The sequence below is a fragment of the Paenibacillus sp. FSL L8-0158 genome (assembly GCF_038592965.1).
Taxonomy (GTDB): Bacteria; Bacillota; Bacilli; order Paenibacillales; family Paenibacillaceae; genus Paenibacillus; species Paenibacillus polymyxa_D.
In genome coordinates this window covers 4,427,501-4,452,115 of the sequence record NZ_CP151949.1, presented here as the reverse complement: position 1 = coordinate 4,452,115, position 24,615 = coordinate 4,427,501, and the positions used below count along the sequence as shown (strand labels likewise).

26 protein-coding genes and 1 other annotated feature (1 of these 27 running past the window's edge) are annotated in these 24,615 nt (G+C 46.3%); all 26 genes read left to right on the top strand.

The window, feature by feature from the left end; translation table 11 throughout:
• Nucleotides 1–6: 6 nt before the first annotated feature.
• A complete protein-coding gene (locus NSQ68_RS19595) occupies nt 7–2,673 on the top strand; it encodes a valine--tRNA ligase (protein ID WP_342426933.1) in 2,667 nt (888 codons plus the stop codon).
• A gap of 36 nt (nt 2,674–2,709) precedes the next feature.
• Entirely contained in the window at nt 2,710–4,086 is a 1,377-nt protein-coding gene (locus NSQ68_RS19590; protein ID WP_342426932.1) for a folylpolyglutamate synthase/dihydrofolate synthase family protein, read from the top strand.
• Between the two features lie 6 nt (nt 4,087–4,092).
• Entirely contained in the window at nt 4,093–5,472 is a 1,380-nt protein-coding gene (gene murC / locus NSQ68_RS19585; RefSeq protein ID WP_013311605.1) for a UDP-N-acetylmuramate--L-alanine ligase, read from the top strand.
• 165 nt (nt 5,473–5,637) lie between these two features.
• Nucleotides 5,638–6,858: an SPOR domain-containing protein gene (locus tag NSQ68_RS19580; RefSeq protein WP_342426931.1), complete on the top strand. Its 1,221-nt coding sequence runs from the start codon at nt 5,638–5,640 to the stop codon at nt 6,856–6,858.
• A gap of 121 nt (nt 6,859–6,979) precedes the next feature.
• Nucleotides 6,980–7,222, top strand: a complete 243-nt coding sequence (locus tag NSQ68_RS19575) for a DUF4321 domain-containing protein (protein ID WP_023989955.1) — start codon at nt 6,980–6,982, stop codon at nt 7,220–7,222.
• A 22-nt stretch (nt 7,223–7,244) separates the two neighbouring features.
• Nucleotides 7,245–7,853: a Maf family protein gene (locus NSQ68_RS19570; protein ID WP_039272577.1), complete on the top strand. Its 609-nt coding sequence runs from the start codon at nt 7,245–7,247 to the stop codon at nt 7,851–7,853.
• Between the two features lie 13 nt (nt 7,854–7,866).
• Nucleotides 7,867–8,559 carry a DNA repair protein RadC gene (gene radC, locus NSQ68_RS19565; RefSeq protein ID WP_025722728.1) on the top strand — a complete coding sequence of 231 codons (693 nt, stop codon included), beginning with the start codon at nt 7,867–7,869 and terminating at the stop codon, nt 8,557–8,559.
• 105 nt (nt 8,560–8,664) lie between these two features.
• Entirely contained in the window at nt 8,665–9,699 is a 1,035-nt protein-coding gene (locus NSQ68_RS19560) for a rod shape-determining protein (protein WP_013311600.1), read from the top strand.
• Between the two features lie 55 nt (nt 9,700–9,754).
• Entirely contained in the window at nt 9,755–10,576 is an 822-nt protein-coding gene (mreC, locus tag NSQ68_RS19555) for a rod shape-determining protein MreC (RefSeq protein ID WP_023989952.1), read from the top strand.
• Nucleotides 10,576–11,106 (top strand): rod shape-determining protein MreD, encoded by a 531-nt coding sequence (mreD, locus tag NSQ68_RS19550; RefSeq protein ID WP_029518421.1) that lies wholly within the window; start codon nt 10,576–10,578, stop codon nt 11,104–11,106. The genes mreC and mreD overlap by 1 nt, the downstream gene beginning before the upstream one ends.
• An 82-nt stretch (nt 11,107–11,188) precedes the next feature.
• Complete coding sequence (locus tag NSQ68_RS19545; RefSeq protein ID WP_029518422.1) at nt 11,189–11,851, top strand: septum site-determining protein MinC; 663 nt, start codon at nt 11,189–11,191, stop codon at nt 11,849–11,851.
• A 3-nt stretch (nt 11,852–11,854) separates the two neighbouring features.
• Nucleotides 11,855–12,652, top strand: coding sequence for a septum site-determining protein MinD (gene minD, locus NSQ68_RS19540; RefSeq protein ID WP_013311596.1), 798 nt, complete (start codon nt 11,855–11,857; stop codon nt 12,650–12,652).
• Nucleotides 12,653–12,992: 340 nt separating this feature from the next.
• Nucleotides 12,993–13,838, top strand: coding sequence for a M23 family metallopeptidase (locus tag NSQ68_RS19535; protein ID WP_342426930.1), 846 nt, complete (start codon nt 12,993–12,995; stop codon nt 13,836–13,838).
• Complete coding sequence (locus tag NSQ68_RS19530; RefSeq protein WP_307353460.1) at nt 13,831–14,709, top strand: M50 family metallopeptidase; 879 nt, start codon at nt 13,831–13,833, stop codon at nt 14,707–14,709. The genes NSQ68_RS19535 and NSQ68_RS19530 overlap by 8 nt, the downstream gene beginning before the upstream one ends.
• A 48-nt stretch (nt 14,710–14,757) precedes the next feature.
• On the top strand, nt 14,758–15,942 hold the full coding sequence (locus NSQ68_RS19525) for an Rne/Rng family ribonuclease (RefSeq protein WP_342426929.1): 1,185 nt from the start codon (nt 14,758–14,760) through the stop codon (nt 15,940–15,942).
• Nucleotides 15,943–16,040: 98 nt separating this feature from the next.
• Nucleotides 16,041–16,128 (top strand) — a sequence feature (ribosomal protein L21 leader region).
• A gap of 13 nt (nt 16,129–16,141) precedes the next feature.
• Entirely contained in the window at nt 16,142–16,453 is a 312-nt protein-coding gene (gene rplU / locus NSQ68_RS19520; protein WP_013311592.1) for a 50S ribosomal protein L21, read from the top strand.
• Between the two features lie 13 nt (nt 16,454–16,466).
• Nucleotides 16,467–16,805 carry a ribosomal-processing cysteine protease Prp gene (locus tag NSQ68_RS19515; RefSeq protein ID WP_307353462.1) on the top strand — a complete coding sequence of 113 codons (339 nt, stop codon included), beginning with the start codon at nt 16,467–16,469 and terminating at the stop codon, nt 16,803–16,805.
• 5 nt (nt 16,806–16,810) lie between these two features.
• Nucleotides 16,811–17,128, top strand: coding sequence for a 50S ribosomal protein L27 (gene rpmA / locus NSQ68_RS19510; RefSeq protein ID WP_013311590.1), 318 nt, complete (start codon nt 16,811–16,813; stop codon nt 17,126–17,128).
• 146 nt (nt 17,129–17,274) lie between these two features.
• A complete protein-coding gene (locus NSQ68_RS19505; RefSeq protein ID WP_342426928.1) occupies nt 17,275–18,012 on the top strand; it encodes a Spo0B domain-containing protein in 738 nt (245 codons plus the stop codon).
• Nucleotides 18,013–18,025: 13 nt separating this feature from the next.
• Nucleotides 18,026–19,336, top strand: coding sequence for a GTPase ObgE (gene obgE / locus NSQ68_RS19500; RefSeq protein WP_039272573.1), 1,311 nt, complete (start codon nt 18,026–18,028; stop codon nt 19,334–19,336).
• A 157-nt stretch (nt 19,337–19,493) separates the two neighbouring features.
• Nucleotides 19,494–19,931 (top strand): ACT domain-containing protein, encoded by a 438-nt coding sequence (locus tag NSQ68_RS19495; RefSeq protein WP_013311587.1) that lies wholly within the window; start codon nt 19,494–19,496, stop codon nt 19,929–19,931.
• 43 nt (nt 19,932–19,974) lie between these two features.
• Complete coding sequence (locus tag NSQ68_RS19490) at nt 19,975–21,261, top strand: homoserine dehydrogenase (RefSeq protein WP_029518429.1); 1,287 nt, start codon at nt 19,975–19,977, stop codon at nt 21,259–21,261.
• Between the two features lie 27 nt (nt 21,262–21,288).
• Nucleotides 21,289–22,257: a homoserine kinase gene (thrB, locus tag NSQ68_RS19485; RefSeq protein ID WP_307353465.1), complete on the top strand. Its 969-nt coding sequence runs from the start codon at nt 21,289–21,291 to the stop codon at nt 22,255–22,257.
• Entirely contained in the window at nt 22,254–23,153 is a 900-nt protein-coding gene (pheA, locus tag NSQ68_RS19480; RefSeq protein WP_342426927.1) for a prephenate dehydratase, read from the top strand. Before thrB ends, pheA begins: the two co-directional genes overlap by 4 nt.
• A 17-nt stretch (nt 23,154–23,170) precedes the next feature.
• Nucleotides 23,171–24,055, top strand: coding sequence for a branched-chain-amino-acid transaminase (gene ilvE / locus NSQ68_RS19475; RefSeq protein WP_342426926.1), 885 nt, complete (start codon nt 23,171–23,173; stop codon nt 24,053–24,055).
• Between the two features lie 159 nt (nt 24,056–24,214).
• Nucleotides 24,215–24,615, top strand: the 5' portion of a protein-coding gene (locus tag NSQ68_RS19470; protein WP_342426925.1) for a LysM peptidoglycan-binding domain-containing protein. It continues 1,264 nt past the right edge of the window; 401 of the gene's 1,665 nt are visible here — the first part of the coding sequence; its start codon is at nt 24,215–24,217; its stop codon lies off the right edge, out of view.

The window sequence follows — 24,615 nt, the reverse complement described above, 5'->3', positions numbered from 1 at the left end:
CCTGATATGTCAGAACAAGACAACAAGACAACCTTGGAAATGCCAACAACGTACGATCCAAAATCAGCAGAACAAAAATGGTACAAAACGTGGATGGAGAAGGGCTATTTCCGCGCCGGGCAACATCCAGAGGCAGAGCCTTTTACAATCGTTATTCCACCACCGAATGTTACAGGTATGTTGCATATTGGACATGCTCTTGACTTTACTTTGCAGGATATTATTATTCGCGCCAAGCGGATGCAGGGTTATGATGCTTTGTGGTTGCCAGGGGCGGATCATGCGGGTATTGCTACTCAAACAAAGGTAGAGCAAAAGCTGCGTGAAGAAGGCCTGACACGTTATGATTTGGGCCGCGAGAAGTTTTTGGAGAAAGTGTGGGAGTGGAAGGATCTTTATCTAGATAATATCCATAACCAATGGGAGAAAATGGGTTTTTCTCTCGATTATTCTCGTGAGCGTTTTACGCTGGATGAGGGACTGTCCCAAGCGGTACGCGAGGTATTCGTTAAACTGTACAAGAAGGGTCTGATTTATCGCGGTAAACGCATCATTAACTGGGACCCTGCTGCACGTACTGCATTATCGGACATTGAGGTGGAATACAAAGAGGTGAACGGAAATCTGTATCACCTGCAATATCCACTGAAAGACGGTAGCGGATTTATTACGGTAGCCACGACACGTCCTGAAACGATGCTGGGCGATACAGCTGTAGCTGTACACCCGGAAGATGAACGCTACAAGCAAATGATCGGCAAAATGCTTGTGCTCCCAATCATCGGACGGGAAATTCCGGTCATTGCGGATGACTACGTTGATAAAGATTTCGGTAGCGGCGCGGTTAAAATTACACCGGCTCACGACCCGAATGACTTTGAAATGGGACAACGTCACCAGCTGCCACAAATTACGGTGATGGACGAAACGGGAACAATGAATGCCGAAGCAGGCAAATATCAAGGCCTTGATCGCAGCGATTGCCGTAAGCAAATCGTCGCTGATCTGAAAGAGCAGGGCGTACTGATTCGTATTGAAGAGCATGTACACCAAGTAGGCCACAGTGAGCGTACTGGTGTAGTTGTAGAACCTTATCTGTCTACACAATGGTTTGTGGAAATGAAGCCACTGGCAGCTAAAGCCATTGAAGTGCAGAAGGCTGGCAACGGGGTAAACTTTGTACCGGATCGCTTTGAACGTACTTATCTGCATTGGATTGAAAATGTGCGTGACTGGTGTATTTCCCGTCAATTATGGTGGGGACACCGTATTCCGGCTTGGTACGATGAGGAAACCGGAGAAGTTATTGTATCGGCGGAAGATCCTACAACTTTGCCTGAGTATGCTGGCAGAAAGCTAAAACAGGATGAGGATGTGCTGGATACTTGGTTCAGCTCGGCTTTGTGGCCGTTTTCGACACTGGGCTGGCCTGAGCAGACAGAGGACCTCAAACGCTACTATCCGACTAATGTCTTGGTTACAGGCTATGACATTATTTATTTCTGGGTATCGCGTATGATTTTTACAGCGCTCGAGTTTACGGAAGAGATTCCGTTCAAGGACGTACTTATGCACGGGTTGGTTCGTGATGCGGACGGTAGAAAAATGTCCAAATCCCTCGGCAACGGTGTTGATCCGCTCGACGTGATTGACCAATACGGTACCGATGCCATGCGTTATATGATTTCCACCAGTAGCACGCCTGGGCAAGACCTTCGTTTCCGCTGGGAGCGGGTGGAGCAGGCCCGTAACTTTGCCAATAAAATCTGGAATGCGTCACGCTTTGCGCTGATGAATCTGGAAGGCGTCACTTCGGCAGATATAGACATTACTGGTGACTTGAGCACCGCTGATCGTTGGATCCTGCATCGTCTAAACGAAACTTCACGCGACATCACGCGTCTAATAGATGCTTATGAATTTGGCGAGACAGGCCGCCTTCTGTATAACTTTATTTGGGATGATTTGTGCGACTGGTACATTGAGTTTGCGAAGCTTTCCCTATATGGCGACAACGCAGATGCGAAAAAGAAAACGCAGTCCGTACTTGCATATGTATTGGATCGGACGCTGCGCATGATTCATCCGTTCATGCCGTTTATCTCTGAGGAAATATGGCAGCATCTTCCACATGAGGGAGAAACGATTACACTGGCCGCTTGGCCTGTTTATGATCCAGCTTTTGAGGATAAGGATGCAGTTGCAGAAATGAATTTGCTGATCGACGTAATTCGCGCTGTGCGCAATATCCGTGCTGAAGTCAATGTGCCGATGAGTAAAAAAATTGAGTTGCTCATAAAACCCGGCGATCAAGCCGTTCTCGATATCATTAACCGCAATGGGGAATATGTACGTAGATTCTGTAATACGTCTGAATTCGACGCGGGATTAGAGTTCACCGTTCCAGATAAAGCGATGACATCTATAGTTAGCGGCGCAGAGCTGTACCTGCCGCTGGCCGGACTGCTTGATATTGCCCAGGAAATTAGCAGACTGGAAAAAGAACTTCAGCATTTGAACAGTGAAGTGGAGCGCGTGGAGAAAAAGTTATCTAACCAAGGCTTTGTGGCGAAGGCACCAGCTAAAGTCATCGAGGAAGAGAAGGCCAAGCAAGCGGATTACTCAGATAAGCGCGCTAAAGTTATCGCACGTATTGAAGAACTCAAGGGATAATTTCACTCACAATAAAATGACCTGAAGGTGAAGAGGATGTCAGATACGATCAGGGGCGGAGACACGGCTCCTTTACAAAGCTATGATGAGGCAGTGGAATGGATTAACGGCTTGATTCCGTTTGGTATCAGACCTGGATTGGAACGAATTGAACAGCTAATGAGTAAATTGGGTGATCCGCAACGACATCTGAAATTTGTGCATATTGCGGGAACCAACGGTAAAGGCTCGACTTGTGCCTTTCTGACCTCTGTGCTACTGAAATGTGGGTACGATGTCGGAACTTTTACGTCTCCGTACATCACCCGATTTACGAACCGTTTTCAATTCAATGGGACCGATATTCCCGATGAAACGCTGGTTTTGCTTGCCAATCGCTTGTATCCGTTGGTGAAAGAAATTGCAGATAGTGAATTGGGATCACCTACGATGTTTGAGGTGTCGACAGCGTTGGCTATTTTATACTACGCTACGGTATCTTTCCCAGATGTTGTGGTATGGGAGACAGGTCTCGGGGGAAGGATGGATGTAACTAATATCGTGAGTCCAATCGTCTCGGTCATTACGAATGTCGGCTATGACCATACGGATATTTTGGGAGATACGCTCGAACAGATTGCAAGGGAAAAGGCCGGTATCATTAAACCGGGTGTACCTGTCGTCAGTTGTGTTTCCCAACCTGAGGCTATTCAGGTCATACGTGAAACGGCGGCAAAGCAAGGAGCTACCTTGTACCTGGCAGGAGAACAGTTTACGTATGAACGGCTAAACGGGGATGAAACAGCTCAGACTTTTTCATTCGCGGGGCCCTTCCGACATATGGAAATTGACATCACGTTGTTAGGCGAGCACCAATGTTCTAATGCGGCAGGAGCTATGATGGCACTTGAGGTTCTACGTCAGTATATGGCTTTTGTGTTGGATGATGAAGAATTGCTGGAGGGCTTTAGGCAAACTGCCTGGGCAGGGCGTCTCGAACAAGTCAGTACCTCGCCGAGGATTGTCCTTGATGGAGCTCATAATCCAGAAGGAGCACAGACGCTGGCCAAGAGTCTTCCTCAAGTGTATTCGTACAAAAAATTGGTTTTAATGATGGGGATGCTGTCAAACAAGCATCATAAAGCATACTTGCAGCATATACTGCCACTAGTGGATACGCTTATCCTGACCGAGCCCGATTTTCGCCGCAAAATGAATGCCGCTGAATTGGCTCATCTCGTGGAGAAGCTGCGGCCGTCTTATGCCAAAACGGATTTAAAAATAATTGTAGAAGGTGACTGGAAAAAGGCTCTTGGCCTGCTTCAGTCACATACGGAAGCGGAAGATCTGGGGGTGGTGTCCGGCACGCTGTACCTTATTGCGGATGTACGGGCTACCCTTATGTATCAAACCGATTCGGAAAAAGGTTGGTGAAATTTGTTGATTACTTCGGAACATGTTCATTTTATCGGTATCGGCGGCTACGGGATGAGCGCGATTGCTCGGGTCATGCTGGAGATGGGTTATACCGTGACTGGCTCAGATGTGGCATCACAGGAGCTGACAGAAAAACTGGCGGCAAAAGGCGCAAAAATATATATTGGACACACGCCTGAGCATATTGCAGGCGCGGATATCGTCGTCTATTCAACAGCATTGTCACGTGATAATGTGGAACGGGTGGCAGCGGAGGAATTGAATATTCCAACTCTGCACCGTTCGCAGATGCTGGCTCGCTTGCTTAACGAACGTAAGGGAATAGCTGTTGCGGGTGCGCACGGTAAAACGACAACCTCTTCCATGATCGCTCTGGTTATGGAGAGATGTAACGTTGATCCAACGTATATTATTGGCGGCGAAATCACGAATTTGGGGACGAATGCCAAAGCAGGTAAAAGCGAGTTTGTCGTTGCTGAGGCGGATGAGAGTGATGGTTCTTTCCTGCAATATCATCCTTGGCAAGGCATCGTAACCAATATTGAAGCAGATCATTTGGAAAATTATGATGGCGACTTTAATCGTCTGAAAAGTGCCTATGTACAGTTTTTGAGTCAAATTCGACCGGATGGAGCGGCTATTGTATGCGCAGATGATCAGAACATCCGGGAAATGCTGCCTCAACTCCAGACTCGGGTCATTACTTATGGAGTGGAGCATGAAGCGGATTATATGGCGACAGATATCCAATTAGGTGACCGTCGATTAAGCTTCACTATGAGCCGTAAGGGAACAGCACTCGGAACGATCGAACTATCAGTGCCGGGTAAACATAACATGTATAATGCGATGGCGACTGTGATTTCATGTTTGGAAGCAGGGATTCCATTCGATCAAATCGCTGCTACAATTGTGGAATTTCACGGAGCGAAGCGTCGGTTTCAAGTACTGGGTGAAAGCAATGACATACTGATTATTGATGACTACGCGCATCACCCAACAGAGATTGAGGCTACGATTAGCGCAGCGAGAGCGACTGGCAAGCGTATTATTGCTGTATTCCAGCCGCAACGCTATAGCCGCACCTTTTTCCTGCTCGATGCGTTCAGCCGCGCGTTTAGCGAGGCTAGTGAAGTCATAATTACCGATATTTATTCACCAGCGGGAGAAAAACAGATTGAAGGCGTGCATTCTTCCAAGCTCGTGGATTTAATCGTCCAAAACAGCAATGCTAATGCAATCTATTTGCCGACCAAAGAAGCTGTGATCGAGGAGTTGAAAGATCGGTTACAGCCGGGTGATCTTGTGCTGACGATGGGAGCGGGAGATATCTGGAAAGCAGGTGACGCGTTAGCGCGCCATCTTCGCGGACAGCAAGTGTAACCGTATAAAAATGAGCTGTTGCGCCAATGAATTACAATTATTTAAGGGTATTCCGAACACGACTGTGTTTCGGGATACCCTTTTTTGTAATGCTGGGGCATATATTCTTAGCTTGACTCATACAACAGACTATGAGGAAGTATGGGACAAGGAGGGAGTGCATCCATGAACAAGACCAAGATGACATTCCGGTTCGACCAACAGTTGCCGGAGACAAGCCGGGAGGATAAGCTACAGGTGCTTCCGTACAAAAACGAGTCGATTATGAACGAACAGCGTGAAACTGATAACCCGCATAAAGGAACGGAACGGAACAGAGAAATGGAGAAAAATACTGTAACTACGCAAGAATCAAAGATCAATGAGCCTGAGGATCGGAATAAACGCATTTCAAGTCGGCGTTTTGCTCCGACATTAAGAGTACAAGAGGGATGGGATGACCCCTTTGGTCGTTCTGCGGCTTCCTGGTCAGATGCGGAAGTTCTACCGGATAGCCTGGAAGAGGATGAGGAAGCTTATCATTCTGGCGAAGAGTACAGAAGACGTCCGCCCCACCCTTCTAGATGGAAACTGGTTGGCTCTGTAGCCAGCGCGCTGGTGACCGGAGGCATGTTTGGATATATTATGTTGTTACTGTTTAACGGAGGAGGCATGGTCCCGGGATCAGATCCTTCAGTAGAGGAGGCTGTACCAGTCTTTAAAGAATCTGTTGGTGTGGATACAATATCTGCAAAAGAGAATTCTGTCCCTGTCACTGTCATAGAGGCTCAGGTACCACCTCAAACCTACTATTTGTTGCAATACGGAGTTTTCAGCACCCCAGAACGGGCCTTACAAGCAAAAGAAGAACTGTTAAAGGCAGGTATTGCAGCAGGAGGGGATACCGAGGACCAAAACCGGGTATATGCAGGAATATCGCCGGATAGGGAGCAAGCCAAGTTGCTCAGCAATCAGTTGAAAACACAAGGAGTCGAATTGTATGTTCGTGAGCTTGAATTACCTGGATTTGAAAAAGCGGCCTACGGAGGCGAAGGTGATAAACTCACTAGCTTTTTTCAGTTAAGCAGTTCATTGGTGGGTAAGTTGAGCGGACTTTCCTCAACCTTGCTCGGAGAAGGAGGTCCGAATACGGTGCCAGCCTCCGACATGAAGGAGCTGAACGACCTGCATCAGCAGTGGACACAAAATATCACTGTACTTCCCAGTGGTCTTCCGAAGGAAGCGGTTGCCTCCGCAACCTCACTTGAAAAGGCGATGAACAGCGCGATCTCTGCACTTGGGGAATATAATAAGAATACAGCCAAGGAACACATTTGGGAGATTCAGTCCTCCATGATGGAATATGTTTTGCGTGAGAAGGAATTTATCCAATTCATAAAACAATAGGCTAACCCTATTTTCCGGCAAGGAACTGGAAATAGTTCCCCATGCCGGATTTCTGTTTGTATTGCAGTACAAATCACCGTATAATAATGAAGGTGTCAAAAAATGGCGAGGGAAGATCAGGATGAAAAAAAATGTAGGAATGCTTATACTGTTTTTATTGCTCGGTTGGCTCTTGGGTGCATGGATTGCCAAAGCCCTTCAATCGATCAAATTCCTTTCTTTTCTGACCCACCCCACTAGGATATCTTGGTCGCCGAGAGCGGACCTGGATATTATCAGCTACAACATAACAATAAATTTTGAATTGAGCCTGCTTAGTCTGATCGGCATCATTGCCGCGTTCTGGCTGTACCGCAGGCTCTAACTGATGAAAAGGAGCTTCCCTTATGGACGGGAAAATTACGCCCCGCATTATTTTGGCATCGACTTCACCAAGAAGGAAGGAATTGCTCGCATTTTTGAGACTCCCCTTTGAGGTGGTGCCAAGTCATGCGGATGAGAGCACGCCTGAGAGCTGGACGCCTCAGCAAATCGTGGAGACCCTTGCGGCACGCAAAGCCCAAGCGGTCGTGAACACCGTCACTCAGTCGAAGGAAGCCGGACTGGTAATTGGCAGTGATACCATTGTCGTGCTGGATGGTTCGGTATTGGGCAAGCCAGCCGACCATGCGGACGCAGTTCGCATGCTGACTGCATTGCAGGGAAGGACACACCGGGTGTACACCGGGGTAGCCTGCATACATACCGGAACCGGCGAAGTGCTTGTCAGACATCGCCAAACGGAGGTTACAATGAAGCCTCTGAGTCAAGAGCAAATTGTGGCATACGTGAATACTGGTGAACCGTCTGACAAGGCAGGAGCGTATGGCATTCAAGGCATGGGTGCTACGCTGGTGGAATCTATTCAGGGTTGTTATTTTAACGTCGTAGGATTGCCGCTTTCCTTGCTGTCGGACATGCTGTCCGATTTTGGAGTGAATGTGTTGCGTCCATAAAGGGGATAAACATATGCTGGAGTCGCCAATACTGATGCTTCGCGACCTCCCCCATGAAGAACGACCAAGAGAGCGCATGATGACATATGGGGCGGATGCCTTAAGCAACGCGGAGTTGCTGGCAATATTGCTGCGTACAGGAACGCAAAATGAGTCTTCGGTGCATTTAGCGCAGCGTATTTTGCAGCAGGCAGGAAATTTGCGTCAACTGGTGGATATGAGCTTGAGCGAGTTGACCCAGATTAAGGGCATTGGGGATGCTAAAGCGATACAGCTAAAAGCGGGTATCGAACTGGGGCGTCGATTAGCATTGTCTCGCCATTTGGAGACCCCGGTGATTAGTTGCCCGCGGGATGTGGCAGATCTGTTGTTTGAGCAGCTTCGTTATTTGCAGAAAGAGCATTTTGTATGCTTGTTCCTTAACACTAAAAATCATGTCATTGCTCAGGAAACACTATCTATGGGTAGCCTGAATTCTGCCATCGTGCATCCACGTGAAGTATTTCGGGCAGCAATCAAATGCAGCAGTGCTTCAATAATTTGCGCTCATAACCATCCGAGCGGTGATCCGAAGCCAAGCCCGGAAGATGTCCAGTTGACTCGCCGCCTGATGGAAGCGGGCAACATCGTGGGTATCGACGTGCTTGATCATATAGTGATCGGGGACGGGACCTTTGTAAGTTTGAAGGAACAAGGTCTGATATAATATAATATTTAAATCAAACATTTAAACACGACCGGATAATCCGGCCTGAATAAACCGCTTATACATGGATAACAGATTTCAGGGAAGAGAAAAGGAGATTACATCATGCTGGGTGGCTTTACAAAAGATTTGGGAATAGACTTGGGGACGGCAAACACGCTTGTATACGTAAGAGGTAAAGGAATTGTGGTTCGTGAACCATCTGTAGTCGCTTTGCGTACAGATACAAAAACCATTGAGGCTGTTGGTGAATCTGCGAAAAAAATGATCGGTCGCACACCGGGAAATATCCGTGCGATTCGTCCGATGAAGGACGGTGTCATTGCTGATTTTGATACGACAGCAACGATGATCAAATATTTTATCCGTCAGGCGCAAGCCCAACGCTCTTTGTTTCCACGCCATCCGAACGTGATGGTTTGTGTACCTTCGGGCATTACTGCGGTGGAGCAGCGTGCTGTTGAAGATGCGACGAAGCAAGCAGGCGCAAGAGAGGCATATACGATAGAGGAGCCGTTTGCAGCAGCAATTGGCGCTGATCTTCCTGTATGGGAGCCTACAGGCAGTATGGTTGTCGATATCGGTGGAGGTACAACCGAGGTGGCAGTCATTTCCCTGGGCGGGATTGTAACAAGCCGCTCCGTGCGTGTCGCTGGCGATGAAATGGACGAGTCCATCATCCAATACGTGAAGCGCCAATACAATCTGATGATTGGTGAACGGACTTCAGAGCAACTGAAAATGGAAGTGGGTTCAGCTATGCCATTAGAGCAAGTGGAAACCTCGGAAATTCGCGGGCGTGATCTGGTAACAGGTTTGCCGAAGACGATTACGATTACTTCTGATGAAATTAGCGAAGCGTTATCGGATACAGTCAATGCAATCGTGGATGCGGTTAAAGTAACACTGGAAAAGTGCCCTCCCGAATTGGCAGCGGACATCATGGATAGAGGTATTGTACTTACTGGCGGTGGAGCACTTCTACGTAACCTGGACAAGCTGTTGGCAGGTGAAACCGGAATGCCGGTGATCGTAGCAGAAAATCCTCTAGATTGTGTGGCAATCGGTACAGGCAGAGCGTTGGAAAATATTCATTTGTTCAAATCGCGCAGCAGTTCTGCCGTCCGTTCCAAACGTTGAATCGGGGGTGTAGGAACTGTTTAAGCTGTTTGGCAATAAAAGACTATTTGTTCTATTGATCGGAATCGTTCTGTTTATTGCCCTTATGGGGATTACACTTGGACAGAGAAATTCCTTAACCTGGCCCGAGAAGTTCGCCAGAGATTCGATTGGCTTTGTGCAAGGTATCTTTTACAGGCCCGCTTCAGCAATAGCGGGCTTCTTTGAAGATATCGGGAATATGCGCAGCATCTACGAAGAAAATGAACGGTTAAAAATTGCTGTGGCAAAGCTGACTCGTGACCAAATTCAGACCCATAATTATGTTGAAACAAATGCCAGACTGCAGAATGAACTGAAGTTCACCCAAACGCAAAAGGCGAAAAATAATTATGATTATCGTGTTGCTCAAGTGAACAGCGTCAGCAATGATTCCAAAACGCTTGTGATCGATATTGGTGAGAAGGACGGAGCGAAGGTTGGTCAGGAAGTCAGTTCGCTTGAAGGATTTGTAGGAGTCATTAGTCAAACGGGGAATTTTACGTCCACCGTTACACTATTGACTACACTGGATCCTAAAAATCCGAATTCTTATGCTATTGCAGCGACAGTCTTGGGCAAGGAAAATCAATCGTTTGGTATGATTGAAAGCTATGATCCGGGTACGAACAGATTTCAAATGACTCGCATTGAGGAAAAAGATCCAATCGCAAAGGGTGATCAGATTATTACATCTGGCGCAGGTGGTAAATTCCGCAAAAACCTGATGATTGGAACGGTAGAGAAGATTCAGGTTGGGGAGTTTGGCAAAACACGGACAGCGATTATTAAACCGGCAGCCAGCTTTGTGGATTGGAAAGAACTGCTCATCCTCTACACTCCTGAGGTACCGGAATAATGAAGATGCGCGGTCAGGTTCTAATACTGCTGCTGTTTGTACTGTTTATAGCTGAAGGGACGATTCTTCCATGGCTTCTTCCGGATAGTTGGCATTCAAGAATGGTTCCGAATTTTGTGTATGTCGTAATCTTGTTTGTGTCTGTGTATTACAGCCGTCATACAGCATTGGTGCTAGGTATTGTTTTTGGACTTATTCATGATGTAGTGTTCTATGGGTTTATCATTGGGCCTTATTCTTTTGCAATGGGGTTGTCTGCATACTTATTGGGGCTTGTTTTTACAGCTAGACGTGCGCAGATGCCCATTATGATGGCAGCCGTGTTGATTGGTAGTTTCCTCTTGGATTCTATGCTTTTTGCCATTGATCAGCTGTTCCAGCTAAATCATCAGACTTTCAATTGGGCACTTGCTCAGTATATAATTCCTGATTTATTTATCCATTTTCTGTTCGCCCTCATCATTTATGTCCCAGTTCGCAAGCAGTTGCAGCGTTTGGGTACCCGTGTGAAAAAGGAAGAGGCTGTCTAGGTCTTTTTACACACATTTTGTCCGGGTTAGCAGGGATTTGACGTCCCGGGGACGAAATGATTGAGATAGGAGGGACAGGCTAATGGCGGTGAAATCGAATCATGTCACGATTAAAGGCATCAAAGATGGCCTGGTATTCCTGCTGGACGATCAATGCGAGTTTGAGAATTTGCTGGGTGAGCTGCGTTTTAAGCTGGAGCACAGTCATCAAAATATTTTAACAGGCCCGATCATTCATGTGGATATTAAACTGGGAAGCCGAGAAGTGACAGAGGAACAGAAGGAAAGTATTCTGGAGATTTTGAAGCAAAAGGGGAATCTGCTCATCAGGTCTGTAGAATCACCTGGACTGCCTGTGGAAGTGCAGGGAAAGCCCCCTATTCACACGGTGACAGGGATTATCCGATCTGGTCAAGTGCTTCATCACAATGGGAACCTACTCTTTTTGGGAGATGTAAACCCGGGTGGAATTATAACATGTACTGGTGATATTTATGTCCTCGGCGCTCTGCGAGGCATGGCGCATGCAGGGATGGAGGGAAATAGTGAAGCGATTATTGCGGCTTCCTATTTTGCACCGACACAGCTGCGAATTTCCGAAATGATCAGCCGTCCACCAGACGAATGGGAGACACGTGAATCCGGTATGGAATTTGCGTATCTCAAGGATGGCGCTATGCAAATAGATAAAATGAGCAATATTGTGCGTCTGGGCCGCGATTTTAACGTGTTCAAAGGGGTGTAGCACATGGGAGAGGCTATCGTCGTCACTTCAGGAAAAGGCGGCGTCGGCAAAACGACGACGTCAGCCAATATAGGAACAGCGCTTGCACTGCTCGGCAAAAAGGTATGTTTGGTGGATACGGATATCGGTTTGCGTAATCTAGACGTTGTGATGGGTCTGGAAAACCGAATTATTTACGACCTTGTTGATGTAGCAGAAGGTCGTTGCCGTTTAAATCAGGCACTGGTTAAGGACAAGCGTTTTGAGGAGCTGTATATGCTGCCAGCCGCTCAAACCAAGGACAAGAGTGCTGTTACGCCGGAGCAGGTTAAGGATATTATTTTGGAGCTTAAAAAGGATTTTGAATATATATTGATCGATTGCCCTGCGGGTATTGAACAAGGCTTTAAAAATGCCATTGCTGGGGCGGATCAGGCCATTGTTGTGACCACTCCGGAAAATGCAGCCGTACGCGATGCAGACCGGGTAATTGGTTTACTGGAAAGCTCACATGTGATATCACCCAAGTTGGTGGTTAACCGCATTCGCAATAGCATGGTTAAATCCGGAGATATGCTGGATATTGATGGGATTTTACAAGTGCTTAGCATAGACCTTATTGGGATTGTGCCGGATGATGAAATGGTAATTAAAGCAGCTAATACAGGGGAGCCTACCGTTATGAATCCAGATTCACAGGCCGCGATTGCTTACCGTAACATTGCGAGACGAATTTTGGGCGATACGGTGCCCCTCATGCAGCTGGACCAGAAGAAAAGCGTGATGACACGCTTTAAGAAGTTTTTTGGTATGGGTGGATGAGGAAAACCGGAAGTTATGGCTGGTAAATTGCTTCCACACTTCCTACGTGATTTTTCATTGGTTCTAAGGTAGGAGCTGTAGTAGTATTCATTTGTAATACTAGACACTTAAATAAGTAATAATCTTATTTAAGTGTTTTTGGTTTGTCTTTTTAAATTCCTATAATACGGCTTCTCAAAATTTAGGGTCACTACATAAATATTATAAATACAAAACAAATCCGGTGCGCTAGCGCCGGTTTTTTTGATTTTTAGGTACTTATTCCCGAACCGAACAACATAAGTTGAAGCCCGTCCTCATAAGATGTATCAAACATACCTCGCTGAGGGGGCTGAACAGGATGAATAAAAATTCCGGAATCAAGCAGCGCAGAGAAGAACGTATTCAGCAGCTAATTGCGGGAAGCAAAGCGGAGACGTATCCCTCTGGCATATATCAGAACAGGCACGGGGATAAAGATATGAGGTCGATGCCTATAGTCAGTGCCAACTCGCCCAGAGACCCAGAAACTGAGTGGAAAAATGAGCGGCAACGCTGGCAGCAATCTTTTGGGGCGAATCGTGGTCCGTCTTTTTGGACTTCCTTTTGGCGAAGATCAGTCATAGCAACGGTGTTATTTGGAATGGTATGGGGGATGTTTCGTTGGGATATTCCCTATGCAGTGAATTTGAGAATGTTTATTGCGGATGCCTTGAATAAGGATATGGATTTTGCAGCCGTCGGACAATGGTATGAAACTTATTTTGACGGAGCTCCTTCCTTTTTGCCGATTTTTGGCGAGGAGCATGAAACGCACAAGGTAGCCGCAAACCGAAAGGGCTCTCCACCGATCGAAGGCACTATAACACAGCCTTTTGTACTGAGCCTGAAAGGGGTAGAAATTACGCCGAATGTCACTGACAACGGGGCAATCGCTGTTAAAAGTATAGATGCAGGACGAGTATTAGACATATTAAATCATCCCAAAAGCGGGATTTCGGTTACAGTTCGACACACTGGCGGTATCACAGCAACTTACGGAAGGCTTTCTCGCTCTACCTTAAAAGTGAACGACTGGGTTCAGGAGGGAGATGAGATCGGTGTACTGCCAGCAAGTCACAGCGGCAGCGAGGCGGCAACTTTGTTTTTGGCAGTTCAGAGAGGGGATCACTACATTGACCCGTCGGAAGTGGTAGCCCTTGATTAATGTCCGAGGGGTGACCTTATCACTACATCCACTGTTTGTATTGGTTATGCTGACCTCTATAATAACGGGACATTTTATTGAGATCATCACTTTATTTACATTGGTGTTTATTCATGAGCTAGGTCATGCGACAGCTGCTTCGTTGTTAGGCGCGCGGGTGCTTTCCATACAGATGTTACCCTTTGGAGGAGTGGCGGTCATTGAAGATCAGGGGAAGCTCAATGCGTGGAAGGAGATTGTCATTGCGCTAGCGGGGCCCCTGCAAAACGGAATCATGATCATCATCCTTTTATGGTTCAGAAATGTGAGTGGACCGGAGTATGATTATGTAAATTATATAATTCAGGGGAATGCAGTTATTGGACTGTTTAATTTGCTGCCCATTTTACCACTTGATGGTGGGAAAATATTACAGGCAATGATTAGTTTATCCTTTTCTTATCACCGCACATTAGTGTGGACTTTTAGGGCCAGTATCGTAACGAGTCTGCTATTTTGTATGTATGGTATTTCACCGTTGTTAAGGCAAAATGGGCCTATGCATTTAAATCTGCTGGCGGTAGGGATTTTTTTGCTTTATTCTAATATTGTGGATTATCGGAATATCCCTTACCGTTTTATACGGTTTTTGCTGGGAAGGGACGAGCTTTTTTACCGCGAAATAGCTAAGGGAAGTATTGCCTTGCCTATTGTATCCCTGCCAGTGAAACATTTGGAGCCTATTCTGCGTCTTTTCAGAAGAGATCGGTATCATATGGTTTATGTTATGAATGAACAGGGACGAATTGTAGCCGTACTGCCGGAGCAACGTCTTATTCGCTCATATTTTGCGACACGCCCGCCAGATGGTGGAGAACCCAAGCCCAAATAATGTTTTATGAGTTAAGGAAGAGGCTGTATCCAGAGAGGTTGAAAAACCATGAAGCAAATGATTGTACAATGCCAGCAGCAGATGACCCAAATGGCGCTGTTGGAAGAGGGACGATTGGTTGAATATGCGGCCGAACTACCGCGAAAACGGGGGATTCTAGGTTCTTTTTTCAAAGCGAGGGTGGTCAATGTGCTACCAGGTATGCAAGCCGCCTTTGTTGACATTGGACAGCGAAAGAATGCCTTTTTGTATGTAGATGACGTACTTCATGCTCATTTGGACAAGCAGCCGGAGGTAAAGCCATCCATTTCTGAAGTGTTAAAGGTGGGGCAGGAAATTGTAGTACAGGTATTAAAAGAGGCAGTTGGTAGCAAAGGAGCCAGGGTCACCACTCATTTTTCACTTCCGGGTCGCTGGATCGTATATATGCCCCGTGCTGATTATGTGGCCGTATCCAAGAAGATCGAACGTGAGGGCGAACGTACCCGTTTGAAAGCAATGGGAGAGCAGCTACGCACAAGTGAGGAAGGACTCATAATCCGTACCGTTTCGGAGGACATGAGTATAGATGCGATTGAAAATGATCTGAATCAACTTCGTAAGCAGTGGACGGCTATTCAGCGTAAAGCTAGTGAATACTCGGCTCCGTGCGAATTACACCGGGATTTAAGTATTGTTCAGCGATTGATTCGGGATGTGTTTACACCTGAACAGGATGAACTGGTTATTGACAGTGAAGAGCAAGCAAAGGATGCAGAAATCATGCTGCAACAGATTGGTCCTGCGAAAGCTCATGTAAGTATATTTCGCGGTGCAGAAGAAACGATTTTTAAAGCTTATGGCATTCATGAGCAGCTGGAACGCGATTTTGCGCGAAAGGTATGGCTGCAGGGCGGTGGATACATTGTCATTGATCATACGGAGGCGTTAACCGTCATTGATGTGAATACGGGAAAGTTTACGGGAGGCAGTAATCTAGAAGAGACGGTGACCCGGACTAACATGGAAGCAGCTCAAGAGATTGCCCGCCTGGTACGTGTTCGTGATATTGGTGGTATCATCATCATTGATTTTATTGACATGGAACAAGAGGAGAACCGTCGGGAGGTATCCTCTGTGCTGGAAGCAAGATTGAAGAAGGATCGGACCAAATCTTATGTTGTTGGTTGGACGCGGTTAGGTTTGCTGGAAATGACCCGCAAAAAAGTGCGTGAGGAAAAGACGCTCGTGTAGAGCGATGCGTAACCAAAAATCATTTTAAAACTAAAGGTTGAATGTGTACAAAGCTTGTGCTACAATCATTTAGTATGTGTGATGCGTAAGATTGGCTGCACATGCTGTAACCGCTCCAATCAGGTACTGAAGTGCAGTATCCTAAGGGAACCTGCCACCTGCTATTAGGCGAGTCTGAGACATAAGGAGGTGCAAGCAAATGTACGCAATTATCGAAACAGGTGGTAAGCAATACAAAGTTCAAGAGGGCGACGTATTGTTCATTGAGAAGTTGGAAGCTAATGATGGTGAAACTGTAACGTTCGATCGTGTTCTGGCAGTGTCCGGCGACAATGGCTTGACAGCAGGTACACCGCTTCTTTCTGGAGCTTCTGTAACAGCTAAAGTTGAGAAGCATGGTCAAGGTCAAAAGGTCATCGTATACAAATACAAACCTAAAAAGAACTACCATGTGAAGCAAGGTCATCGTCAACCGTACACGAAAGTGACGATTGAAAAAATCCAAGCGTAAGAGGGTGCGATAAGTGATTATCGTGCGTATTACACGACTGGAGGATGGCAGCATACAGGGGTTTTCCGTTAAAGGGCATGCGAATTTCGCTAAATCTGGCGAGGATATCGTATGTGCTGGCGTTTCAGCGGTAACGGTAGGAACTGTCAATTCGATTGTAGCTCTTACGAACGTTGAGATGGAAACAGAAATGGAAAACGGCTTTTTAAGCGCGTATCTTTCTCCTGAAAGTTATCATGATGCGAACGCACAGGTTCAACTGTTGCTGGAGTCCATGGTGATTATGCTGACAAGTATTGCTGAATCATACGGTAAGTATATTCAAATAGAAAATAATCAAAGAAGGAGGTAGACATCATGTTGAAATTGACATTGGATCTTCAATTATTCGCATCGAAAAAAGGTGTAGGTTCCACAAAAAACGGACGTGACAGTAGATCGAAACGTCTTGGAGTGAAACGTGCTGACGGTCAAGCAGTTACCGGCGGTAGCATCCTGGTTCGTCAACGCGGAACGAAAATTCACCCGGGCACGAACGTGGGCATCGGTAAGGACGACACTCTGTTCGCGAAAGTGGACGGCGTTGTGAAGTTCGAACGTTGGGGCCGTGATCGCAAAAAGGTGAGCATCTACCCGATCGACGTTGCTCCAGTAGCAGCTACTGTAGAAGCTTAATAGCGGCTTAGACACGCTGAAAAGCCTCCGGCACTTTTGTCGGAGGCTTTTTTGCATGATGGTAATGAACTGGAAAGTTAGTCTGTGCTATACTGGATTAAGGTTCTTTAATAATCCATTTAATTATCGCAGAACGGAGAGAAGCCATGTTCCAGCGGATAAGAGCGCCTTATCTGGCGTTGGGTTCCATTCTGATTCCTTTGGTTTTTTCACTGCTCTATCCCGAAGTATTAACGATTATCTTATTAGCAGTATGGTCTGTAGTTGCTGCATGCTTTGGTATGTGGTATACGCATAGACAGGTTGAGTGTGAGCGGAAAGCTGCTTTGCGTTCTTTTGAGCGTACAGCGATTGCAATGCTTAACCATCATCGGCATGACTGGATGAATGACTTGCAGGTGCTTTATGGATATATTCGCATGAATAAGCATGATAAATCTGTTGCTTATGTGGAAATAATAAAAAGGCGCGTGGCGGAAGACAGTAAAATATCTAAGTTGGGTATTCCCTCACTGGTGTTTTATTTACAGTCTTTTCGCGTGAACGCCGGTAATTTACAGTTGTCGGTACAGGTTGAGGAGCATTTAAAGTTAGACGCTGTCATGTCTCCCGAAGACGGCGAGTCGCTTGCCTCGGCCGTCATAGAAACGGTGCGTGCGTATCAATATGGCGGGGGCCGGTCGTCCTGGGGAGAAGTGCGCAGATTGACACTTTATTTCGGTATGGATCAGAATGATGTTATCGTCCGTTTTGAAGGAAGTGACATACCTGCGGATTTGAATATCCTTAAGCGGGTCAGATCCGTACCCGGAAGTGAACGCATTCGAACAGAGAAGCTCCCTACGGGCGAAATGCTTCAAATTCGGATGCAGTGCCAGACATAAGGAAGGTGTAACCATGTTTGTAGATAAAGCGAAGATTTTTGTTAAAGGCGGAGACGGCGGAGACGGATTAATTGCGTTTCGTCGTGAGAAATACGTTCCTGAAGGTGGCCCAGGTGGTGGTGACGGAGGGAACGGTGGAGATGTAATTTTCCGTGTAGATGAGGGTTTGCGTACCTTGATGGATTTTCGGTACCAACGGCATTTTAAAGCCCAGCGTGGAGTGAAAGGTCGTAACAAAAGTCAACACGGAGCCAATGCGGAGCACATGATCGTACGTATACCACCGGGAACGGTCATCATAGATGATGATACTGGTGAAGTAGTAGCAGATATGACACGTCATGGTCAACAAGTCGTCGTAGCTAAAGGAGGACGCGGAGGACGCGGGAACATCCGTTTTGCTACGCCGAGTAATCCAGCGCCTGAGTTGGCTGAGAACGGCGCAGAAGGACAAGAACGTTATATCACGCTTGAGTTAAAAGTGATGGCTGACGTAGGTTTGGTCGGGTTCCCTAGTGTAGGAAAGTCTACCTTGTTGTCGGTTGTATCTTCCGCGAAACCAAAAATTGGGGCATACCACTTTACAACGATTACTCCGAATTTGGGCGTTGTGGATGTGGGTGATCATCGTAACTTTGTGATGGCGGATTTGCCTGGTTTGATTGAAGGAGCTCATGAAGGTATTGGGCTGGGACATGAATTTCTGCGGCACATTGAGCGGACGCGTATTATTATCCATGTTGTGGATATGGCGGGCTCCGAAGGACGTGACCCGTTTGAAGATTGGACTAAAATTAACGACGAATTGAAGCAATATAATGCAGCATTGGCTGAGCGTCCACAAATTGTAGCGGCCAATAAAATGGATATGCCGGAAGCGGAAGAAAACCTGGCTCACTTCAAAGAGCAGATTGCTTCTATACGTCCTGATCTTGAAATCATGCCTATTTCCTCACTGACACGTCAAGGTGTGAAGGAACTGCTCTACCGGGCTGCTGATTTGCTGGATCAAATACCAGACGAGCCGGTTGTTGAGGAAGTAGCAGAAGTCAATGAACGTAAGGTATTTAAGCTGGATACAGCAGAAGACGAGGGCTTTACAATTGTACGTGAAAACGATACATTCGTGGTGCAGAGCCCTAAAATTGAGCGCATGATGAAGCGCATGCAGTTGAACTCGCATGATGCTATTTTGAAATTAGCAAGAACGTTACGCCACATGGGTGTGGATGCTGAGTTACGCAAGCGTGGTGCCAAAGATGGTACATCTGTACGCATTGCTGATTTCGAGTTCGAATTTGTTGAAGGCAGCAGCTACTACTAAATTTTAAATTAAGGTCTAAAACCTGAACGGTTACTGTACTATAGGAAACTCTATAGAAGGCAGTAGCCGTTTTTTGCATTGTTTGCTTGCCGATTTTCATGAGTTTCGATATAATGTCCTCTATACAAAAACATAAGTCTTTGAGGAGAGGACGTTCTTGAAAGAGCGCTATTACTTGGTACGGGAAGATATTTTGCCTGAAGCTATTGTTAAGACCATACAGGTGAAACTGCTGCTGGCTTCAGGAGATGTTAAAACCGTGCATGATGCCGTCGAGCAAGTTGGGCTAAGCCGAAGCGCCTTTTACAAATATAAGGATGGCATACATTTGGTTAACCAGCTGGAGCGTGAGCGAATTGTTAATATCTCTATTGATTTGGAGCATCAATCCGGAATGTTGTCCAGGGTGCTTGGCAGAGTGGCAGATTTCGGAGGCAATGTGCTGACGATCCAGCAAAGTATTCCACTGCAAGGCAGAGCCAACGTAGTCATCTCGGTAGAAATGTCCAGACTCAGTGAAGAGTTGGGTGTTCTACTGGAGGGCTTGGAAGATATCTCTGGAGTCAAACGTGTTCGCCTGATTGGGCAAGGTTAAGGCAATACAGTTCATTAGATAAAAGTTAGCAGGAGGGGAATGGATGAAACCGGTCAAAGTAGGATTGTTAGGTTTGGGGACGGTAGGAACGGGAGTCGTTCGAATCGTAGAAGGCAATCAGGAAGACTTGAGCAGACAAGTCGGTTCACCGATCATCATTGAAAAAATAGCTGTAAAAAACATAGAAAAATATCGTTCCATTGAAGTGGAGACGAGCAAGCTTACTGAGGACCCATGGGAAGTTATTCGGGACCCTGAGATTGATGTAATTATCGAAGTTATGGGCGGCGTTGATCAGACGAAGGAGTACATTCTTGAAGCGCTGGAGCGGGGTAAACACATCGTAACGGCAAATAAGGACTTAATGGCTTTGCACGGTTCTGAAGTATTAGCAAAGGCGCAGGAAAAGCAGTGTGATATTTTTTATGAAGCGAGTGTAGCAGGTGGTATCCCGATCATTCGTACATTAATTGAAGGTTTCTCCTCCGACCGCATTACCCGCATTATGGGGATTGTGAACGGTACGACAAACTTTATTTTAACCAAAATGAGTCAGGAAGGGGCCTCGTACGAGGAAGTTCTCAAGGAAGCGCAGGAGCTTGGGTATGCTGAATCCGATCCGACCTCAGACGTGGAAGGACTGGATGCAGCCCGTAAAATGGCAATTCTCGGCACGCTGGGTTTCCGCTCTAATGTAGAGCTCAAGGATGTAAGTGTCAGCGGCATTTCAAAGGTAACCAGTGAAGATATTGCTTTTGCTAAAAAACTAGGATATGAAATGAAATTACTCGGCATTGCAGAGAGACAAGGTGATGAATTTACGATTAACGTTCAGCCGACTATGGTACGAAAGCAGCATCCATTGGCTTCGGTGAACGGGGTATTCAACGCGGTATATGTGCATGGTGAAGCAGTGGGTGAAACCATGTTTTATGGTGCGGGTGCAGGTGAAATGCCAACGGCAACATCGGTTGTAGCCGATTTAGTAGCTGTAGTGAAAAATCTCAAACTTGGTGTCAATGGGCTTAAAGCCATCGTTCCTTACAACCCTAAAAAAATTAGTAACGACGAAGATGTGTATTTCAAAAACTTCGTGCTTCTGCATGTGGATGATAAAGCAGGGGTGTTGGCACGGATTACGCAAGTATTTGCTGAATTTGATGTCAGTCTGGCATCTGTTGTGCAGCAACCGAATGAGGTTAACCCCGATGCTGAAATTATTATCGTGACTCATTTAGCCAGTAAAGCAAGTATGAAAAAGGTTTTGGAGCATTTTGAAACTTTGGACGTCATCCGTCGGATCAAGAGCGTATATCGAGTAGAGGGATAGTCAATAAAAGCAGGAGGAATTGTCTGTATGACCGTTTTAAAAACAGCAAGAGTGCGTGTGCCTGCGAGTACGGCCAACTTGGGTCCCGGCTTTGATACATTGGGCATGGCATTGTCCTTATATGCATGGATTGAAATGAAGGAGGCCGAACAGACGGCTTTTCATTTATACGGAGATGAAATGAATGGTGTTCCCCAAGATAAAACTAATCTGATTTTTAAGGTAGCACAAATGGTTTTTCGGGAAGCAGGTGTATCAGTTCCTGAGCTCGATATTTCGATGTACTCAGATATTCCACTCACTCGTGGTTTGGGCAGCAGTGCTTCTGCCATTGTGGGCGCCTTGGTCGCTGCAAATACGTTGATTGGCTCGCCTCTACCGGGTTCCAAGCTGTTCGATATGGCAAGCGCCATTGAAAAACATCCGGATAATGTTGGAGCTTCCCTGTTTGGTGGTATTATTACAGCGATGTGGGACGGCGAGCATGCTAGGCATTTACGGCTTGAACCGGATGCCAATCTGGAGGTTATGGTAGTTATTCCAGATTTTCAGCTGTCCACGTCGAAAGCCAGAGAGGTTCTACCCGCGCACGTATCATTGAAGGATGCTGTATATAATATAAGTCATGCTTCCATGCTGGTAGCAGCATTGGCATCGGGAAGAACCGATTTAATCGCCGAAGCGATGCGTGATCAGCTCCATCAGCCTTACCGCGCGGCGCTTGTGCCGGGTATGACAGAGATCCTGCAGGATGCACACCATTATGGTGCCTTGGGTGTGGCTCTCAGTGGGGCTGGACCGACGCTGCTGGCATTGACGGATCAACGGGAGAATCGGAAAGCAGAGCTGGAGCAATATTTAACGGATACCATGAACAAAGAGGGGATCACTGCGTCTGTTTTAAAATTGCGCCCGGAGAATGAAGGAGTTAAAGTATATACAGAAGGGAATACTCTCCCTTTTATGGATATGATTAAAGGGGAACTTACGATATGAGACGAATTGCACTTCTTCCTGAGGGTACCGTTTCTCATGAAGCGATTAAGTATTTGTTAGGAGATACGCCCCATAAATTACTGTTTTACAAGCATATTGCGGACGTATTTCAGGCGGTAGACAAGGGACAGGCAGACTATAGTGTAATTCCCATTGAAAATACGATTGATGGCTCTGTAAGTTTGCATATGGATTGGCTTGTACATGAAGTAGACATTCAAATGCAGGCGGAATGGGTATATCCTTCAATTCAAAATCTTATTGGACATCGTAGCGAATTTACGAAGGATTTGGACAAGCTGGATTTGAGCAAAGTGGTCAAAATTATGTCTCATCCTGTAGCGCTTCCTCAGTGTAAAGAATTCATACAGGCTTCCGCTCCTCAGGCCGAGCTGGAGAGTGCAGGAAGTACGGCGGAAGCCGTCGAAATTGTTAAACATAACCCCGGTAAAGGCTGGACCGCTCTCGGAACCAAGCTTGCGGCTGCCAAACACGGATTGGATATTTTGGCCAGCAAAGTGACGGATCACGATAACAACTTTACCCGCTTTGTCTTGATCGGTCATCAACCTATAAGTCTCCCGGGTGTGCCTGAAGGTCAGCGCACCAGTATTTTGGTCACGCCGCCGCAGGACTTCCCGGGAGCGCTGCATCAGGTTTTATCCGCATTTGCATGGCGCAGGTTAAATCTGTCCCGTATTGAATCGCGTCCGACCAAAAAGCAATTGGGGAATTATTATTTTTACATTGAAGTTTTGGAATCTCTGCATTCCGTTCTGCTTCCGGCAGCCTTTGCAGAGATCGAGGCTTTGGGGTGCCGTGTACGTATTCTTGGCTCTTATCCAAGCTACAAGTATGTTGAAGCAGCGATCGAACCTACTTTAAAGGAACATTAATCGGAGGTGTGATTTTAATGGCAGAACAATGGATCTATCTGGATGGGCAGCATGTGACTAAGGAAAACGCAAAGGTTTCCGTATATGATCATGGATTCTTGTACGGAGACGGTATATTTGAAGGCATTCGTATTTATAACGGGAATATTTTTAAATGTAAGGAGCACTTGGAGCGCCTGTATGATTCTGCGAAATCCATTCAATTAAACATTCCGTTGTCTCCTGATGAAATGTTGGAAGCAATGGCTGAAACGATTCGTCTTAACGAAATGCGTAACGGATATATCCGTCTAGTTGTATCCCGAGGTGCAGGAAATCTAGGTTTAGACCCTCTTCGTTGTGCGAAGGCGAGTGTCATCATTATCGTGGAGCAGCTCGCCATTTACCCAGAAGAAGCTTACTTGACTGGCCTGAAGACAATTTCTGTCTCTCAGCGTCGCAACATCCCGGATGCTTTGAATCCGAAGATTAAATCATTGAACTATCTCAACAATATCCTCGTGAAGATCCAGTCTAACTATGCTGGTGTAGGTGAGGCTATTATGCTCAATTCCCAAGGATATGTGACGGAAGGCTCTGCAGACAACATTTTCATTGTCAAAAACGGAGTGTTGTATACACCTCCTTGCTATTTGGGAGCGCTTGAAGGAATTACTCGTAATGCTATTATCGATTTGTGTGCTAAGCTTGGGTACTCCCTTAAGGAACAACCTTTTACACTGCATGATGTATATGTTGCGGACGAGGTGTTTTTTACAGGAACTGCGGCAGAAGTTATTGCAGCTTATGAGGTGGATGGTCGTACGATCGGCTCCGGCGTTGCTGGCCCAGTGACTTTGGAGCTCCTGACTGAATTCCGGAAGATCGTGGATCAGGATGGCTACAAAGTGTGGCAGAACTAAAATAAAACCGAATCCTTTTAACTGAATGCTCGCGAGAGTATTTAGTTAAAAGGATTTTTTTGTTTGTATGGGGTCATTCGCCCGGTAGGTGCATAGGATGTAATAACAGAAGCCGGGCGTTTATCCCGCCCGAACGAAAGTCTAGGAGGTTTGTGACCTGTGAAAATACACATCGTCAAAAAAGGTGACACTCTATACTTGCTGGCACAGAAGTATAATGTGACGCTGGAGAAAGTTATTGCCGCCAATCCCCAATTGGCAGACCCTAATCAGTTGAGCATCGGAGAGAAAATTAAAATTCCGACAGAGCCTGTCACGATGGAAACACAGCCGTCAACGGTATATCAACACAAGGTTAAGCAAGGAGATTCATTGTGGAAGTTGTCCAAGGCGTGGAATGTACCGCTCAAGCTAATTATTGATGCCAATTCCCAGCTTAAAAACCCGAATGCACTACTGGTTGGAGAAACAGTTAATATTCCACACTACAAAGAAGAGAATTCTGATTTTACTGAGAATAAAAAAAATACCGCAGTCAAAGAAGAGATGACACAACCTAA

What these genes read in the sequence shown, in the direction of transcription:
- NSQ68_RS19595 (WP_342426933.1), top strand. Translation starts at nt 7, where the DNA reads ATGTCAGAACAAGACAACAAGACAACCTTGGAAATGCCAACAACGTAC.
- NSQ68_RS19590 (WP_342426932.1), top strand. Translation starts at nt 2,710, where the DNA reads ATGTCAGATACGATCAGGGGCGGAGACACGGCTCCTTTACAAAGCTAT.
- NSQ68_RS19580 (WP_342426931.1), top strand. Translation starts at nt 5,638, where the DNA reads ATGAACAAGACCAAGATGACATTCCGGTTCGACCAACAGTTGCCGGAG.
- NSQ68_RS19575 (WP_023989955.1), top strand. Translation starts at nt 6,980, where the DNA reads ATGAAAAAAAATGTAGGAATGCTTATACTGTTTTTATTGCTCGGTTGG.
- NSQ68_RS19570 (WP_039272577.1), top strand. Translation starts at nt 7,245, where the DNA reads ATGGACGGGAAAATTACGCCCCGCATTATTTTGGCATCGACTTCACCA.
- radC (WP_025722728.1), top strand. Translation starts at nt 7,867, where the DNA reads ATGCTGGAGTCGCCAATACTGATGCTTCGCGACCTCCCCCATGAAGAA.
- NSQ68_RS19560 (WP_013311600.1), top strand. Translation starts at nt 8,665, where the DNA reads ATGCTGGGTGGCTTTACAAAAGATTTGGGAATAGACTTGGGGACGGCA.
- mreD (WP_029518421.1), top strand. Translation starts at nt 10,576, where the DNA reads ATGAAGATGCGCGGTCAGGTTCTAATACTGCTGCTGTTTGTACTGTTT.
- NSQ68_RS19545 (WP_029518422.1), top strand. Translation starts at nt 11,189, where the DNA reads ATGGCGGTGAAATCGAATCATGTCACGATTAAAGGCATCAAAGATGGC.
- minD (WP_013311596.1), top strand. Translation starts at nt 11,855, where the DNA reads ATGGGAGAGGCTATCGTCGTCACTTCAGGAAAAGGCGGCGTCGGCAAA.
- NSQ68_RS19535 (WP_342426930.1), top strand. Translation starts at nt 12,993, where the DNA reads ATGAATAAAAATTCCGGAATCAAGCAGCGCAGAGAAGAACGTATTCAG.
- NSQ68_RS19525 (WP_342426929.1), top strand. Translation starts at nt 14,758, where the DNA reads ATGAAGCAAATGATTGTACAATGCCAGCAGCAGATGACCCAAATGGCG.
- rplU (WP_013311592.1), top strand. Translation starts at nt 16,142, where the DNA reads ATGTACGCAATTATCGAAACAGGTGGTAAGCAATACAAAGTTCAAGAG.
- rpmA (WP_013311590.1), top strand. Translation starts at nt 16,811, where the DNA reads ATGTTGAAATTGACATTGGATCTTCAATTATTCGCATCGAAAAAAGGT.
- NSQ68_RS19505 (WP_342426928.1), top strand. Translation starts at nt 17,275, where the DNA reads ATGTTCCAGCGGATAAGAGCGCCTTATCTGGCGTTGGGTTCCATTCTG.
- obgE (WP_039272573.1), top strand. Translation starts at nt 18,026, where the DNA reads ATGTTTGTAGATAAAGCGAAGATTTTTGTTAAAGGCGGAGACGGCGGA.
- NSQ68_RS19490 (WP_029518429.1), top strand. Translation starts at nt 19,975, where the DNA reads ATGAAACCGGTCAAAGTAGGATTGTTAGGTTTGGGGACGGTAGGAACG.
- thrB (WP_307353465.1), top strand. Translation starts at nt 21,289, where the DNA reads ATGACCGTTTTAAAAACAGCAAGAGTGCGTGTGCCTGCGAGTACGGCC.
- pheA (WP_342426927.1), top strand. Translation starts at nt 22,254, where the DNA reads ATGAGACGAATTGCACTTCTTCCTGAGGGTACCGTTTCTCATGAAGCG.
- ilvE (WP_342426926.1), top strand. Translation starts at nt 23,171, where the DNA reads ATGGCAGAACAATGGATCTATCTGGATGGGCAGCATGTGACTAAGGAA.